This window comes from Zooshikella sp. RANM57, assembly GCF_050749885.1.
Taxonomy (GTDB): Bacteria; Pseudomonadota; Gammaproteobacteria; order Pseudomonadales; family Zooshikellaceae; genus Zooshikella.
This window is the reverse complement of sequence record NZ_JBOIUB010000002.1, coordinates 216,430-230,461: the sequence shown is the minus strand read 5'-3', so window position 1 is coordinate 230,461 and position 14,032 is coordinate 216,430. Positions and strand designations below refer to the sequence as shown.

At 40.1% G+C, this 14,032-nt stretch carries 15 protein-coding genes; 8 read left to right on the top strand and 7 right to left on the bottom strand.

The features are described from left to right. The first annotated feature begins 108 nt into the window (after positions 1–108). From ACQ96U_RS05735 to ACQ96U_RS05725, 3 genes are all read left to right on the top strand, one after another. The gene (locus tag ACQ96U_RS05735; RefSeq protein ID WP_431720289.1) at positions 109–375 is read left to right on the top strand and encodes a MoaD/ThiS family protein; all 267 of its coding nucleotides are present in this window, start codon (positions 109–111) and stop codon (positions 373–375) included. Between the two features lie 4 nt (positions 376–379). Next, a complete protein-coding gene (locus ACQ96U_RS05730; RefSeq protein WP_431720288.1) occupies positions 380–1,156 on the top strand; it encodes a HesA/MoeB/ThiF family protein in 777 nt (258 codons plus the stop codon). A 329-nt stretch (positions 1,157–1,485) separates the two neighbouring features. Further along, entirely contained in the window at positions 1,486–2,112 is a 627-nt protein-coding gene (locus ACQ96U_RS05725; RefSeq protein WP_431720287.1) for a type II secretion system protein N, read from the top strand. A 144-nt stretch (positions 2,113–2,256) separates the two neighbouring features. Here the strand turns inward: ACQ96U_RS05725 and ACQ96U_RS05720 are convergent, their stop codons facing one another. From ACQ96U_RS05720 to gspD, 5 genes are all read right to left on the bottom strand, one after another. Further along, the gene (locus ACQ96U_RS05720) at positions 2,257–2,652 is read right to left on the bottom strand and encodes a hypothetical protein (RefSeq protein ID WP_431720286.1); all 396 of its coding nucleotides are present in this window, start codon (positions 2,650–2,652) and stop codon (positions 2,257–2,259) included. A 145-nt stretch (positions 2,653–2,797) separates the two neighbouring features. Next, entirely contained in the window at positions 2,798–3,268 is a 471-nt protein-coding gene (gene gspM / locus ACQ96U_RS05715; RefSeq protein ID WP_431720285.1) for a type II secretion system protein GspM, read from the bottom strand. Next, a complete protein-coding gene (locus ACQ96U_RS05710) occupies positions 3,265–4,407 on the bottom strand; it encodes a type II secretion system protein GspL (protein WP_431720284.1) in 1,143 nt (380 codons plus the stop codon). Before ACQ96U_RS05710 ends, gspM begins: the two co-directional genes overlap by 4 nt. A 6-nt stretch (positions 4,408–4,413) precedes the next feature. Then, positions 4,414–5,946, bottom strand: coding sequence for a type II secretion system ATPase GspE (gene gspE / locus ACQ96U_RS05705; RefSeq protein WP_431720283.1), 1,533 nt, complete (start codon positions 5,944–5,946; stop codon positions 4,414–4,416). Beyond that, a complete protein-coding gene (gspD, locus tag ACQ96U_RS05700; RefSeq protein WP_431720282.1) occupies positions 5,943–7,889 on the bottom strand; it encodes a type II secretion system secretin GspD in 1,947 nt (648 codons plus the stop codon). Before gspD ends, gspE begins: the two co-directional genes overlap by 4 nt. A 136-nt stretch (positions 7,890–8,025) precedes the next feature. Here gspD and ACQ96U_RS05695 point away from each other — a divergent pair, with 136 nt between their 5' ends. The 4 genes from ACQ96U_RS05695 to miaA all read left to right on the top strand — a co-directional run bounded on the left by ACQ96U_RS05695 (position 8,026) and on the right by miaA (position 11,582). Beyond that, positions 8,026–8,697 carry an expansin EXLX1 family cellulose-binding protein gene (locus tag ACQ96U_RS05695; protein ID WP_431720281.1) on the top strand — a complete coding sequence of 224 codons (672 nt, stop codon included), beginning with the start codon at positions 8,026–8,028 and terminating at the stop codon, positions 8,695–8,697. 47 nt (positions 8,698–8,744) lie between these two features. After that, positions 8,745–9,149 (top strand): nuclear transport factor 2 family protein, encoded by a 405-nt coding sequence (locus tag ACQ96U_RS05690; RefSeq protein ID WP_431720280.1) that lies wholly within the window; start codon positions 8,745–8,747, stop codon positions 9,147–9,149. Positions 9,150–9,495: 346 nt separating this feature from the next. Next, a complete protein-coding gene (locus ACQ96U_RS05685) occupies positions 9,496–10,236 on the top strand; it encodes an MIP/aquaporin family protein (RefSeq protein ID WP_431720279.1) in 741 nt (246 codons plus the stop codon). Positions 10,237–10,607: 371 nt separating this feature from the next. After that, complete coding sequence (gene miaA, locus ACQ96U_RS05680) at positions 10,608–11,582, top strand: tRNA (adenosine(37)-N6)-dimethylallyltransferase MiaA (protein ID WP_431720278.1); 975 nt, start codon at positions 10,608–10,610, stop codon at positions 11,580–11,582. An 839-nt stretch (positions 11,583–12,421) separates the two neighbouring features. On the opposite strand, the gene ACQ96U_RS05675 is transcribed toward miaA, so the two are convergent. Further along, positions 12,422–13,075 (bottom strand): DNA-3-methyladenine glycosylase I, encoded by a 654-nt coding sequence (locus ACQ96U_RS05675; RefSeq protein ID WP_431720277.1) that lies wholly within the window; start codon positions 13,073–13,075, stop codon positions 12,422–12,424. After that, positions 13,053–13,502 carry a hypothetical protein gene (locus tag ACQ96U_RS05670; RefSeq protein ID WP_431720276.1) on the bottom strand — a complete coding sequence of 150 codons (450 nt, stop codon included), beginning with the start codon at positions 13,500–13,502 and terminating at the stop codon, positions 13,053–13,055. The genes ACQ96U_RS05675 and ACQ96U_RS05670 overlap by 23 nt, the downstream gene beginning before the upstream one ends. A gap of 109 nt (positions 13,503–13,611) precedes the next feature. On the opposite strand from ACQ96U_RS05670, the gene ACQ96U_RS05665 reads away from it, so the two are divergent. Beyond that, the gene (locus ACQ96U_RS05665) at positions 13,612–14,001 is read left to right on the top strand and encodes a SirB2 family protein (protein ID WP_431720275.1); all 390 of its coding nucleotides are present in this window, start codon (positions 13,612–13,614) and stop codon (positions 13,999–14,001) included. The last annotated feature ends 31 nt before the right edge of the window (positions 14,002–14,032 follow it).

Here is a 14,032-nt window from a genome sequence, read left to right as displayed (position 1 = left end):
ATCCTTCACATTATGTATGCCCTTCACGAATTATTTTGTAGCTGTCTCTGCTATGAGTGATGCGAGAAGGGTTAATTGTTTTGAGGCTCACATGGATAGGTGCATAGCATGAAGTTAACGGTCTTTTTACAAGGACAACTACGTCTTTTAGTTGGTAAAGATCAAATTGTTTTATCACTCACTAAGCCTTCTCTTTCAGCTGCATTGCAAATGCTTAGTGAATTTCCTTTTGGTCATCGTTTATTAGCAAAAGATGGTTCAATTTCTCCAAGCATTCTTTTTTTTCTGGGCGATCAACAGATAAGGGCAACAGATGATGTGTCTTTTGCGGAAGGAGACACTCTGACTTTACTCTCGCCGATTTCTGGGGGCTAATGCGATGCAGCAAGAAATTATTGATATGCCGCCACTTAAGCATGACACACTGTCCCCGCTTACACCTGAAGAACAAGCTATCTATGAGTGGCAGATGTGGACACCAGGTTTTGGTGAGCCAGGACAACAAAAATTAAAGTCTACCTCTGTGCTGATTTCCCGCGTGGGAGGATTAGGCTCTATTGTTGCCTACCAACTTGCGGCTGCAGGTATCGGCAAATTAGTGCTGGCGCATGGGGGACAAATTAAACCTTCAGATCTCAATCGACAGATTTTGATGACTTATGAAGGACTTGGTCGATCTCGGGTAGCTTCAGCGAAAGAAAGGTTGCTGCAATTAAACCCTAGATTAGATATTCAGGCTTTTGATGAAAATATTAGTTCAGAAAACTGCACAACAATTATGGCTGAGGCTGACTTGGTTATTGATTGTGCGCCACTGTTTGCCGAACGATTTGCCATGAATGATGGTGCACTGGCCAAGGGTATTCCCCTGATTGAGTGTGCAATGTATGAGCTTGAAGCACAATTGACCACAATTATTCCTGGACAAACCCCTTGTTTACGCTGTATCTACCCTGAAACGCCCCCGTTGTGGAAACGTGAGTTTCCAGTTTTTGGCGCTGTATCAGGTACAGTCGGCTGTATGGCGGCCATGGAGGCGATAAAACTCATTAGTGGTTTGGGTACGCTGCTGACCAATACCCTGCTCACCATCGATTTACGTACTATGTCTACACGCAAGTTACAGCTCAATAGAAATATGCAGTGCGCTTGCTAACAGTCCACTTTGTCCAAAGGATAAGTTAAACACATCTATGATGTCGTTCAATTTTCTGAAGGATCAGATTCTCCCCTTAGCCACGGTGGTTTAGCCTACCGTGGCTCTTGCTTGCTTTGTTAAAGCGTTCTAACCGGTGATGTAAGTATATTAGAATTTGAAATATAAAAATAATTTTTATATTTCAAATTTATTAGTAATGGTGGGTGACTAATTTCACAAACGAGTGAATTACGCATTTTAGGGCGCTTTATTAAACCGTATAGTGAGCGCCAATCACTTATGACGGGAAATGTCATATCAAAAAGACTTGTAGAGGTTGATGGATCATGTTCATAGCATCAAAAAAACTAAAAATTATAGATTATATTACTGCTTTGACCGTTTTTTCACTTGCCCTCACCTTTGCTTATTCTGCTATATCTATTAACGCTGAACAGTCGCCCGTACTTAGTATTAGCTCATCACTGGATACGACTTCTTTCCAGGAAACAACCATTCAAGCTCCGAACTACAGCAATACTGAAATTCCAACCAATTTATTTGGTGTAGTCACACAAGACAAAAAAGTAGTTATGCCTAAAGTAGAGCCTAAAGAAACGAAGCTTGCGATTACATTAGAGGCTGTTTTTCACTCTTCAAAAGAAACGGATTCCGTTGCAGTCGTTAAAGTTAATAAAAATGATGAAAAGTTAGTTAAAGTGGGTGATGAAATACAAGCGGGTATCATTATTAAAAATATCAATAAAAGTCAGATCGTTTTTTCCCATAATGGCAGTCTGGAGCGTTTAGCAATGGCAGATTATGACCAAAGTGGAAAAGCAGGCTCAATGTTAGCCTATCAGTCAAGTGCAGATTTAAACAGAGCAAATCAAGGGTCACTTAATCTTGCAGGTAAAACAACGCAGGAAGATAAAATAAGAGCTCGATTACTCAATCTTCGCTCAAGTCTTTAAATGACTTTCCCTTTAAAATCACATTAAAAATCATACTAAAAAAGCCAGCTATAAACTTAAAAGCTGGCTTAATAAAGAGCGTTTTTATAGTCATGGATTGAATACAAAAACACTCACTGTCACCGTTATTGTTATGGGTATAGATTACCCTTTATTTTTAAAAACGATTATATCTACATATAAATCGTTGAAGTCTTTATCTCCCGCATTAGCCCCACCATCATTTGTTGCAAAACTATAAGAGTGAATATAAGGAGAGCCTTTATAGACGCAGGCTGACTCACAAGGAAGTATGCCTGCATTGGGTGTTAATTCTACGGTATATGTCCCATTTCCTCCAGAAAGGAACGAACCTTCACCAATTCGGGTTATTTCACCGCCACTGCTGCTTTTACCTTTAGCTTCAAAGACTGAACGGCCATTGGAATCCTTAATAACAACTGATTGAACACCACTGGACTGAGCATAAGCAATAACTTGTACCAGTTTATCTTGTGGATCAATGTTAATTATTTGATTGCCTGTAACTGGGTTTGGCATGATACATTCCTTCCTTGTTTACAATAGTTATCATTAGGAAGGTAGTATGGTATTCGGCGGATATGACACTTTAGATAATTAATAAATAATATTGTATTAATAAAAAGCAGACAGTTGATGAAGTAATAATCTCCTTTTTGTTAAGTTAATATAGCACCACTCGAATATTTACTTTTCCGCTTTCCTGACGGCCTACAGAAAGACTTTTAACCATGAGCATATCTTGCTGTGTTAATTGTTGAAGCCAATTCATACTCGCATTAAAAGGGATGTTATTAAACCATACGGTGAGCTGCTCTTCTGATGGCTCAACCCGTTGAATCGTCAGCTTTAACGCTTCAGCCCGTTTGATAATTCGTTGTCTTTTTTGGGGCAAACTAACCAACTGTTCTGTTGACTGTAATTGTTGACTTATTTTTACTAACTGCTGTTTGTGCTGTAAAACATAATTAGCGTTTTCTTGCCAGTATTGCCACTCCTTATTAGCGGTATCAACAGCATTAAATGATGGCATAATAATATAATCAATTAAAACATAAATAAAAATAAAAGCACCTAAGAGTTTTAAGGCATTTTTTTCTTGTTGAGAAAACCCTGCCCAGTACGCTTTAATCATAATAACATACTCATAAAAACGATGGCTTTTACACCTTCATTTTGTTGGTTAGCCGACTTTAATTCAATAGAGATATTTTGTTGCTTGCTGGCGTTTTCAATAAACTGATCAATGGTGTTAATAGTACTTGCTTGTAATACTACATTAATGCCTCGGTCTTCATGGAAATTTATTGATTGAAGTGAAACACTGGTTTTAGGAAGTTGCGTAATGGTTTGTTGAATATGCTTCAACAGGACAAAAAGGGGTTGCTTCTTGGGACTTCTGCGGTTAAGAAGTCGCTCTAGCTGTAACTTTGGCTCTGTAAGCTCAAGACCAGGAAAAAGTTTTTGGGTAAATTGTGTGATTTTATCTTGTAGGGCGGCTGTTTTTTGTCCAATTTGATGCGCTTGCCAGTAATTAAAACCCGTAATAGCGATCAAAACAATGAGTGTAGCGACCAGTGATGCACGAAACTGACGTATAAGTGATGGTGCTACAGTACTCTCACCGCTAAAAGGTTTAATTAACGTTGATCGGTGCCTAAAGTACATTTCCACTAGCTGTTGGAAATACTCATGATCGTCAAGAATAACTGGAACTGTGTTTTCTAATTCACCAAACAAGCTTAAGAGCTGTTTATCATTAGGTAAACAGGTAAACCCTTTACTGCAGTTTAAAATATAACTGTTATTTAATTGAATCAGCTGCCACCCTAAAAGACAGGTAAAGGGGACCTCAGGTAATACTGTGCAGTTTGGGAGTGTAGTCAACAAGGATAAAAGTTGTTCGAGGGTATTTTTTTCGATTGCACAGATACATAAATAGCTTTTATTTTCGGCATAATGTATGGCGAAGGCATATTGTTCAAGTGTGCCACATAATTTTTCTTCAATTAAAAAAGGTGCTGCTTGAATATTGTGCTTTATGTTTTTGGAGGGAGGTTCACTAAACCAGACAACAGTATGCACTAAGGGAAAAAATACAATTGTTTCTTTAATGACGGTTAAGTTTATGTTTTCATTTATTTCGGTTAACCGGCATTGGCTAGATTGTAATTGTTTATCATGTCGATCATAAATAGCGTAAGATATGGGTTGTTCAATGAGTTCATTGAATGGCTGTGTCTGCGAAGAAAAACGAATAAAAAGCCTGCTCATAATACATTAACGGTCCTGTGTTACTCGCATAACTTCTTCAAGCGTTGTAATTCCCTGCTGTACTTTACCTAAACCATCATCTCTGATTGATAGGCTATGTTGATGCGCATAAGCTTGCATTTCTTGTTCTGCAGCTTGTTCGTAAATCATTTTTTGCAGTACATGATCAACTACAATAACTTCGTAAATAGCGAGACGTCCCCGGAAACCTGACATATTACACTGATCACAGCCTGCAGGAGTGAAAAGTAAAAAAGGTGCCGCATTATCAGTAAGACCAAACTGTTCTCGTGCCAAAGGCGATGCCGGCTGTTGTTGCTTGCAATGATCACACAACCGTCTCACCAGCCGCTGAGCGATTAAGCCAATTAAACTGGTCGCCAGTAGAAATGATTCAATACCCATGTCTCGTAATCGAGCAATCGCACCTACTGCCGTGTTAGTGTGTAAGGTTGATAACACTAAGTGTCCTGTTAAGCTGGCTTGGACTGCAATATGTGCTGTTTCGCCATCACGAATTTCACCCACCATAACCACATCAGGGTCTTGCCGTAAGATTGAGCGTAATCCCCGCGCAAATGTCATATCCGTTTTTGGATTCACCTGGGTCTGACCTACACCTTCAAGATAATACTCGATAGGGTCTTCCACGGTTAAAATAGTCCGGCTTTCAGTATTGAGTGTGCTCAGAGCGGAATAAAGTGTCGTTGTTTTACCTGAACCTGTAGGACCTGTTACCAGAATAATGCCATGTGGCGCATGCAGTAATTGACTAAATGCCTGAAAGGGTTGTTTTTCTAAGCCAAGGTTATTGATATCTAACCGACCTGCCTGTTTATCCAGTAAGCGAAGAACAATACGTTCATTGGTGGTTGCTGGTAGCGTTGAAACCCGGATATCAACTTCACGCCCTGCGATTTTCAGCGAAATACGGCCATCCTGGGGAATTCGCTTTTCCGCTATATCCAACTTAGCCATGACTTTGATGCGGGAAATGAGTAAAGGCGCTAACTGTCGTTTAGGCTCAAGAATTTTCCGCATGACGCCATCAACCCGAAAACGAATGACAACTCTTTTTTCAAAAGTCTCGATATGAATATCGGAGGCTTGCTCATGTATAGCTTGAGTTAATACTGCGTTTATTAAACGAATAATGGGTGCATCATCTTGTTGCTCAAGAAGATCTTCACTTTCTGGCACTTGATCTGCCAGCTGAGCTAAATCGACATCATCACCCAGCTCTTCCATGGCTTCACGGCTTTCCGCAGGACCTTGGTATAGTTGACTCAGTAGTGCAGTGAAATTGGCTTCTGAAACCTGTGCATATTGTAAGGGGTATAGCTTTAATTCGGTGATAGCAATACGCAGTAGTTCACTGTGTACAGCAGGACATAAAAAGGATTTATAAGTACATAATAATGGTGGTGCTTCGTTTTGTGGAATAAGCAACACGCCATGTCGTTTCGCATAGCTGTAAGGTACAACGGGATCTTGAGTGCTACCAGATAGTGTTTCTAGATCGATATTACAATGAATCATGGCTTATTATTCGGTTTAACGGCGGAATCAGGATAACTTCTATGGGCATTACCAAACCGGGATGCTTCAAAACGTTTAAACACCTCATTTAGCCGCTGTTGAAAAGAGCGGTTGTTTGATTTCAGATTGTGATAGCGCGTATGAGTTATATGACTAACCTGCTGTTTGTTTTGAATAATCGTTGGTCGAAGAAATACCATCAGGTTACGTTTGGATTTTTTGGTGCGTTCGCTTTTAAACAAATAGCCAATGATGGGCAGATCACCTAAAAAGGGTACTTTGATTTCGTCCTCTTCCTGTTCATCACTGATTAATCCCCCTATGACGAGAATAGTGCCACTTTCGACCAACACACGAGTTTTAATGGAACGTTGATTGGTAATAATATCGGACGCTTGAGTGGAGTCCGTGACACTGGAGATTTCTTGAAATACCTCAAGGGTTACTGCATCACCTTCATTGATTTGGGGGGTGATTTCCAACTGAATACCCACATCCTTACGTTCGATTGTCTGGAAAGGATTTGTCGTACTGGATGATTCACTGGTTGAACGGCCTGTCACAAAAGGCACGTTCTGCCCCACCGTGATTTTAGCTGTTTCATTATCCAGCGTTGATACTGTTGGCGTTGATAAGATATTTACGGCGTCATCAGTTTGCAGTGCGCGAATAAGGGCACGCAGTGAACCATTATGATAAATGCCTAGTGATAGCCCGGAACGGAGGCTAACAGGATCGCCAGGAAAAGCATCTAAGGATTCAATATTACTGAGGGCATTACGTATTCCGCCAAACACGCCTTCATTATTTAAAGCGCCAGGTGCCGTATTCCACTGAATACCTAATTCATGACTGGTTTCTTCTCCCACCTCAACAATAAGGGCTTCGACCATAACTTGGGCGCGCCGAATATCGAGCTTACGTACAACACTCTTGAATTTTACCATTAAGGGAGGAGGTGCGGTGATGATTAGTGCATTAGTGCTGTCGTTAGCCTGAATAGATATTTCCGCGCGTTCAATACCAATATTTTTTTGTTCTTTTTTAAAACCACCTGCCAGGTTTTGCAGTATAGGGGCGACTTCTGAAGCTTTAAGATAATAAAGATACACCACTTCAGTATCACCACTCCCCGTTTGGGGTTTATCAAGCAAAGTAATCACATTTTTTAATTGCTGCTTTTTAACTTGTTCACCTACAAGCAGAATACTATTGGTTCGGTCATCTGCAGCAAAACTGACCCCTAATGCCTTGGATGTGTTAGGCCCTCCCCCTTTAGGCACTAAATTAGTTAATATACCCACAATAGCCTTAGCTTCAGCATGTTTCAGTGTAATAATCTCAACATCAAGTCCACCTTCTTGGTCAATATGCTGAATAATTTTGAGTAGCTGGTCGATATTCGCCATTCTGTCAGACAGAATTAACGCATTGCTTTCTGGGTAGGCGACAAGCAGACCAGATTGGGGAATAAACGGTTTTAGTAAACTGGCAAGTTTATCGGCGGCGATATTTTTAGGTTTGAGTACACGTACTACCATCTGATCACGTTGAGGTGTGGCAGGTAGTTTATCAATCATGGGAAGCGCAGAATGTTTGGCCTGTGTATCAGGAATAATTTTTATCACTTGTCCTGATGTTACAGCAGTAAAGTTATGTACTTGTAGGACAGATAAAAAAACTTGATAGGCTTCTTCTGGCGTTAATGCCTCATGAGAAATAACATTTATTTTGCCTTTTACTCTCGGATCAATGACAAAGTTTTTAGCGGTACGCTCAGCAATCCACTTAATAAATGTGCGTATATCGGTATCTTGCATATTGATGGTCACCGCTTCACTACTGTTTGCTTCATCAGTATCTGCAGGAAACACGACTGAAGGGTTGATCACAAAAAATGCAACAACTAACACGCAAAAAAACTTCAAAATACACAACTTCATAGCACTACATACCCTTTACCAGTAACATGCTGCACTTCATTTCGTCAGGGTATTGCCTGGATAAGCCATTGTTTTCAGGTTAGCAATAAGGTTCTGGTATAGCCAATAAGTCAGTGTTGGTGTTGCGGGGTATTGAATGTTTGGAATACGACAGTGTTTGAGCTACGTGTCACTACTATTTTTGATGTTTACTGTAAATCAGTCACAGGCAAATGCTTGGTTTAATCAATCGTATACAGGCCAAGCAAGTTATTATCATGCGAATGGTACTGGCAATTGTGGCTTTTCCCCCTCCCCTCAGAATCTCAATGTCGTTGCATTAAATAACCGTGATTATCAGCGTTCAAATAGTTGTGGTGCCTTTATTGAAGTGGAAGGCCCAAAGGGAAAAGCGATCGTGCGCGTGGTTGATCGTTGCCCAGGATGTAAGCCAGGAGGGTTAGATTTAAGTAAGCAAGCCTTTCAACAGGTAGCAGAATTGCGACAAGGGCGAGTACCAGTACGTTGGCGGTTCATTCCTGGTAATGTCATTGGTAATATACAAGTTAAGTTTACAAAAGGTACGGGGGGACGTTTTTTAGCGTTGACTGTACTAAATCATAAGTTCCCTGTTCACTCAGTTGCTTTACGTAATGGTCAGGGTCAATGGTTTGAGTTACAACGAAAACCTTACAATATATTTGTTCGCCGTGCCCGCTTTGGTCAAGGTCCTTTTACTTTAAGATTAACGGATATCCGTAATGAGGTACGATTGGCCCCTATCCACATCAAACGTGGTCAACATGTGACAACGGATGTACAATTTTAGGTATACTGTATAAATATACAGCTTAATGGCTAGGAGGTAGAAAGATTATGGAAGTGACTGATGAGAAGTCTCTTCAACCATTCAAGCAGCTCATGGATGAGTATGATCAGAGTTTTTATAATAGAAATATTGATAAGTTTCGGTCACTACATGTCTCTGATAATGGCGTCGTTTTCTTTGACAATCACGCTAACTGTGACTCCAGTAACTACAAGGCTCATGAAGATAAGGTCGCTAATTTCTTTCAACATGGCGATATTGGGAGCTTGATTCGCGAAAATGTTCGTGTGTTTATTACCAGTGATATGGCGTGCATTACCGCAATGCTTCGGTATTCCTCAAAACCCTATCCAGGAGTAAGAACGACGTATGTTCTAGAGCGTGACAGTGGAGCGTGGAAAATTCGTCACATGCATCATTCGTTTGATCCTAATGAACTCAGTGACTCATAACAGTACTAAACTAAATACATAATAACTGAGAACATAGCCCCTCTGTTAGATACAAACACTAGGCGCTTTTCACTTTAAATAAGCCATCTTCAATCAATGAAAAATTAGTAAAGCACATAAATACTAAATCCAGTGTATTGAAGTGACTAACACACTTCGTAGGTTTTTATTCTCCTGAAACTTCAGCTATTCGCTAACGATCTCTTCAAGAAAATATTGTTTCTCACCGCATTTGCAGGTTAAATGTGCGTTGCATGGATTGACGATAATTGTCGTATAAAAGTTGTTCAATAATAATAGCCCCGTATTAAAAGAATAATGGGCGATCCTGCTTGGGAGAATAATAATGACACCATTTATTGCAGAGTTAATAGGAACGTTTTTTCTTATATTATTAGGTGCAGGCGTAGTTGCAAATGTCTGTTTACAGAAAACGATTGGCCATAATGCGGGCTGGATTGTTATTACATTTGCGTGGGGGTTAGCCGTTTTTACAGGTGTAATCGTTGCGGGTCCCCATAGTGGAGCACACTTAAATCCTGCTGTAACAGTCGGTTTAGCCATTGCGGGGTTATTTCCCTGGACATCTGTTATTACCTACTGTGTGGCACAAATGTTAGGTGCTGCTTTAGGGGCATCAGTTGTCTGGTTAATTTATAAAGACCACTTTGATGCTACAGATGATCATCAAACTAAACTTGCTGTTTTCTCGACAGGGCCGGCCATACGTAACCTTCCCAGAAACTTTTTATCCGAGTTGGTGGGTACCTTTGCTTTAGTCTTTGTCATCTTGTATATGGCAGGACCCAGCCTCCAGCTGGATGGTTTGAGTCAGGCGAAGATTGGCCTAGGCTCTATCGGTGCACTACCTGTGGCGTTGTTAGTGGTTGCCATTGGTATGTCACTGGGAGGCACCACAGGTTACGCTATCAATCCCGCCAGAGACCTGGCGCCACGTTTAGTGTATTCAGTTTTACCCATTGCGGGGAAAGGCAGTAGTAACTGGAGTTATGCTTGGGTGCCTGTGTTAGGACCGTTAACCGGTGCAGGGATTGCCAGTATGCTCTATTTGCTGCTTTCTCATTAAACTAAGTTAAAGTTAAGCCTTATCTTCTAACAGTAACCTCTGACTTCTGTAGTCAATATTAATCGTTAGAGGTTACTTATTCTCCTGCAACTTTTTCTCAAAATCTGCATAACGCCCATCGAACACGCCGTGAATCCATCCCTGGAGGCTTGGTTGCCGCTTCCTTGCGGCAAACAGTTCGACGAGCGTTATCCAGACTTTGTCTACCATTGATATACATTGGAATATTAAACACGCGGGCTATTGGTATACTCTTTATCTGTAATTAACTCTTTCGATAGCACTTGCTTCAGTATAAATAACTTTGTTAAGTTAGCCGGCGCAGTACACTCTGTTTATTAAATTGACTTTGATAGAGATTTTTCTGGTCCATGTCTTCTTCTCTCAACTCAACCCATATTGCGGCTGTCAAAAGCAATCCTGATCAAATCAATCTTATTGTAGTTTTAGGGCCTACCGCTTCAGGTAAAACCCATTTAGCTGTGCAGGTTGCGGATTGGTTAAAAGGCGAAATTGTTTCGGCTGATTCACGACAAGTGTATCGAGGAATGGATATTGGCTCAGGTAAAGATCTTGAAGAGTTCGGCTCATGTCCCTACCACTTAATTGATATTGTGAATCCTGGTGATGAATACAATGTTCATCGCTATCAGCGGGATTGTTTTAGTGTCATACAAACCTTATGGCAAAAAAACACCTGGCCTGTAGTGGTTGGCGGAACAGGTTTGTATATTGAGTCAGTGATCAATGGTTATCGCTTTGTTGATATTCCAGAAAATCTTGAACTTGATGAAGAGCTTGAGGGGCTTTCAGTTGAGCAGCTACAGCAACGGCTTTTGACATTGAGTCAACATCGTCAGCAATCATTACATAATTCATCTGACTTACAGCATCGCGCCCGCCTGGAACAAGCAATAAAAATTGCGGAAGCTGAATTAGCGGGGATCTCAATACCTAAGTTACCCACCATTAATCCGCTATTAATTGGTATACGCTGGGATCGGCCTTTACTCCGTAAGCGAATTACTGAGCGTTTAATGCAACGGCTTAACAATGGCATGATTGAAGAAGTGGAAGGTTTACTGCAACAGGGGGTGACCCACGAAATGCTGGACTGGTGTGGCCTTGAGTATCGTTTTGTCAGTTTATATTTGCAAAACCAGCTGAACTTTAATGACATGAAGCAAAAGCTCAATTCTCAAATTCACCAATTTGCTAAACGACAAGATACCTGGTTTCGTCGTATGGAACGTCAAGGCTGGACGATTCACTGGCTAGATGCCAAGCAGGATATTACCCAGCAGGCGCAGTCTGTTTTAACACAAAATCACTTATTTATGCCTTGAGCATTTGCTTTACACATAAATTCAACCATTGCAAATCGATTTTGCAATACCTAAATCATTATTAAGTGAGCGTTTGGGATATTTCAACGTATATCCGTGGCAGATAAAGGCTGGATAATGCACATCGAACTATTTGCCGCATGAATGCGGTAATCAAGCCTCCAGGGAAGGATTCACGGCGTGTTTGAAGGGCATTATCCCGACTTGGACAAGGGACGCGATTGTTCTGGTGTTTACGCTATTCATGCTCTTCAATTAATAGTCTGCACACTAATAAATATATTACTTGTTTTTTCTATACAATAACTTTGGAAGTAACCAAACCCATTGTACTGTTCCACCTATGAAATAAGGTAACCAAATCGAAAAAATATCAATATAAAAACTGTTGGCTGAGTTGATTGATACAGCAAGTGAATATATGTACACAAAAATAAGTCCAGACGGAAATGAAATAATAGTCATTATTCCTGCTATTAAAAGTCCAGCCTCAAAATGGTATATAGTTCCACTCGGTGGAGGATCATGAAGCACATAATATAAAACAGCACTATTTAAAATAATCCACACAGTAAGGATGTTTTTTCTTAATGCCTTCATATCATGATTTTATTGAATAATATTTGAAGAAATGCTTTCATATGCCGATGATTTATTTAACATTCTTTTTATTGATTCCCAAGAAAATAAAGACACATTATATAATAATAACTAACAATAAAAAAATAAGAAACTCGATATTGATTATGAATCATATTGGCTGTTGCATACTTATCTACTCAAAAAACATCTTACAGTGTAATTCATGTGATTATTAAAAATGATAGCAACTATTCAAGTTAAAAAAAGAATGCTTGTCCCAGCGATTCACACTCCTGATGTTGTGGACATATCACCAAATGGTCGTTGACCATACCTACTGCTTGCATAAATGCATAACAAATGGTACTCCCGACAAATGAAAAGCCCGCTTTTTTGAGTGCCTTGGACATGGCATCAGACTGGGGCGTATTCGTGGGTGCCTGGTCCAGGCTTTGCCAATGGTTTTGAATGGGACGGCCATCAACAAATTGCCAAAGAAACTCACTGAATGACTGCGAGTTGCTGGATTGAATAGCCAAAAAACCACGAGCATTTTTGATGATTGACTCAACTTTAAGACGGTTTCTAACAATGCCTGGATTTTGTAAAAGTTGTTCAATTTTTTGTTGATTATATTGAGCGATTATTTCTGGGTTAAATTGATCATATGCTGTTTCATAATGCTGTTGTTTACGCAAAATAGTAATCCAGCTTAACCCGGCTTGTTGTCCATCCAGGCAGAGTTTGGCAAAGAGCTCTTGATCATTTTTAACTGGACGTCCCCAAACTTGATCATGATAGCTGACATAGAGTGGATCTGTACCACACCATGGGCAACGTTGTGCTTCATTATTCACTGCAACAGATGTTTTTGAAACTTTGGATTTTTTAGGCGTCGTTTGCTTTTTCATTCTGCTCATCAATTAATTGATTACTACAATAGTCACCTAATTGGGTCAATGTGGAGATACACCCCTGCCCTGACTTGTTTTGTTCTGCACAAAATACCGTTGCCCAGGTTACCATGGCGACATTTCCTTCTTTGTAAGGCGTTGCTTGGCAAAAAGCCAATGTATCCTGGGTGTTATCAAAGCATACCTGCATAAATAATTGTGCTTTTATTAAACAACTCATACTAAATGAGCTACAGTCACCCGCACGTTTCGCTGTTTCTTCTGCACACTCAGTTGCAGTATGCGTTTGGGCAAATTGGGAGGCATAATCCATTGTCTCAGTGAAATCGCCTTCCTGACTTTTTATCCAGGAGGTAAACCACCAAATGCCAATACCTGCTAATACCGCTACAACAACCAAGATACCAAGAATCCATTTAATCATATTGTCTTGCATACCTGTTTGGATGAGTTTGACATATTAAGCATGAATATGTTGTATACGGCTAACTAAAAGCGTTTTTATATCAATAAAATGAAGATAAGGCGAATTAATGAGTTATCTTTTGTGGAAACACGTTCATTTAACCTGTGTGGCTCTCACCTTTATTTCATTTAGCGTTCGAGCCTATGGCATGCTGACCGTTTCACCTTGGCTCAATAGCCGTGTAGCACGTATTTTACCACATATTATTGATACCGTGCTGTTAGTGAGTGCAATCGTTTTGACAATAATACTCCAACAGTATCCTTTCGTTCAGGGTTGGTTAACGGCTAAAGTCTGTGCGTTAATTGTTTATATTGTACTGGGAACAGTGGCGTTAAAACGAGGTAAAACCTATCAACGACGGCTGTTTGCGCTTATTGGGGCTTATTTAGCCTTTTTTTATATCGTGGGTGTGGCATTAACACGTAGTCCTTATTTAGGTCTATTATCTCTTTAAAATAAGAAAAAAGGCGATTGCAGATAAACTA

Coding starts and splice junctions, on each gene's coding strand:
- ACQ96U_RS05735 (WP_431720289.1), top strand. CDS start 109: ATGAAGTTAACGGTCTTTTTACAAGGACAACTACGTCTTTTAGTTGGT.
- ACQ96U_RS05730 (WP_431720288.1), top strand. CDS start 380: ATGCAGCAAGAAATTATTGATATGCCGCCACTTAAGCATGACACACTG.
- ACQ96U_RS05725 (WP_431720287.1), top strand. CDS start 1,486: ATGTTCATAGCATCAAAAAAACTAAAAATTATAGATTATATTACTGCT.
- ACQ96U_RS05720 (WP_431720286.1), bottom strand. CDS start 2,652: ATGCCAAACCCAGTTACAGGCAATCAAATAATTAACATTGATCCACAA.
- gspM (WP_431720285.1), bottom strand. CDS start 3,268: ATGATTAAAGCGTACTGGGCAGGGTTTTCTCAACAAGAAAAAAATGCC.
- ACQ96U_RS05710 (WP_431720284.1), bottom strand. CDS start 4,407: ATGAGCAGGCTTTTTATTCGTTTTTCTTCGCAGACACAGCCATTCAAT.
- gspE (WP_431720283.1), bottom strand. CDS start 5,946: ATGATTCATTGTAATATCGATCTAGAAACACTATCTGGTAGCACTCAA.
- gspD (WP_431720282.1), bottom strand. CDS start 7,889: ATGAAGTTGTGTATTTTGAAGTTTTTTTGCGTGTTAGTTGTTGCATTT.
- ACQ96U_RS05695 (WP_431720281.1), top strand. CDS start 8,026: ATGTTTGGAATACGACAGTGTTTGAGCTACGTGTCACTACTATTTTTG.
- ACQ96U_RS05690 (WP_431720280.1), top strand. CDS start 8,745: ATGGAAGTGACTGATGAGAAGTCTCTTCAACCATTCAAGCAGCTCATG.
- ACQ96U_RS05685 (WP_431720279.1), top strand. CDS start 9,496: ATGACACCATTTATTGCAGAGTTAATAGGAACGTTTTTTCTTATATTA.
- miaA (WP_431720278.1), top strand. CDS start 10,608: ATGTCTTCTTCTCTCAACTCAACCCATATTGCGGCTGTCAAAAGCAAT.
- ACQ96U_RS05675 (WP_431720277.1), bottom strand. CDS start 13,075: ATGAAAAAGCAAACGACGCCTAAAAAATCCAAAGTTTCAAAAACATCT.
- ACQ96U_RS05670 (WP_431720276.1), bottom strand. CDS start 13,502: ATGATTAAATGGATTCTTGGTATCTTGGTTGTTGTAGCGGTATTAGCA.
- ACQ96U_RS05665 (WP_431720275.1), top strand. CDS start 13,612: ATGAGTTATCTTTTGTGGAAACACGTTCATTTAACCTGTGTGGCTCTC.